This window comes from Pseudomonas sp. 24 E 13, assembly GCF_900004715.1.
GTDB lineage: Bacteria > Pseudomonadota > Gammaproteobacteria > Pseudomonadales > Pseudomonadaceae > Aquipseudomonas > Aquipseudomonas orientalis_A.
The window spans coordinates 1,632-2,366 of record NZ_CVTO01000165.1 but is presented as its reverse complement, the minus strand read 5'-3'; the positions used below and the strand labels follow the sequence as shown (position 1 = coordinate 2,366).

1 protein-coding gene is annotated in these 735 nt (G+C 57.0%); it reads right to left on the bottom strand.

Going from position 1 to position 735, the window contains the following annotated elements; translation table 11 throughout:
• On the bottom strand, window positions 1–735 hold a 735-nt coding region (locus BFP90_RS29405), incomplete at both ends, for an immunoglobulin-like domain-containing protein (protein ID WP_370671712.1).

Sequence of the window (735 nt, the reverse complement as noted above, 5' to 3'; positions counted from 1 at the left end):
TACCGGCCTTGTTGCTCAAGGTCGCGGTGTACGTGATCTGGCCACCCTCGTTGACTGCGCTCGGCGCGGTCAGGGTAACGGTGGTGGTGTTGTCGGTACCTGGGGTGTCGGTAACGGTGGTGTTAACCGGCGTGGTGCCTGGAACGAGATTTTCGAAGTGCTCGCCACCAGTGACAGTCTTGATAGCAGTGGTGACGGTTTGGTCGCCTTTATAGACGTCATCTGGTGCAACAACCGAAACGCTACCGCTCGATTGGTTCACACCTATGGTGATGGTTTTGCCGTTATCCAGGGTGACAGTCAGCGGGTTAGTGATGTTAGTCACCAGCGCGCCGTTTTTATCCACAAGGCTGGCGGTGTAAACAATGTTGCCGCCCTCGCCGACGGTGGTGGTAGCGGTCAGTACAACGTCGACCTTGTCGATGGTGTCGTTGATCGCTGTCGTTGCACTGTTTTGCGCAACTACCAGCTGCTCGAAGTTGCCGCCGGAAGCGTCGGTGATCTTGACGATCTGAGTGCTCTTGTCGATGAACACGTCATCGCTTGGCGCAGGGACGGTCACAGTGCCGACGGTTTCACCGGCTTTAATGGTGATCGACGAGCCATTATCAAGTTTCAGAGTGACGTCAGTACCGGCCTTGTTGCTCAAGGTCGCGGTGTACGTAATCTGGCCACCCTCGTTGACTGCGCTCGGCGCGGTGAGCGTGACGGTAGTGGTATCAGCAGTGCCTGGGG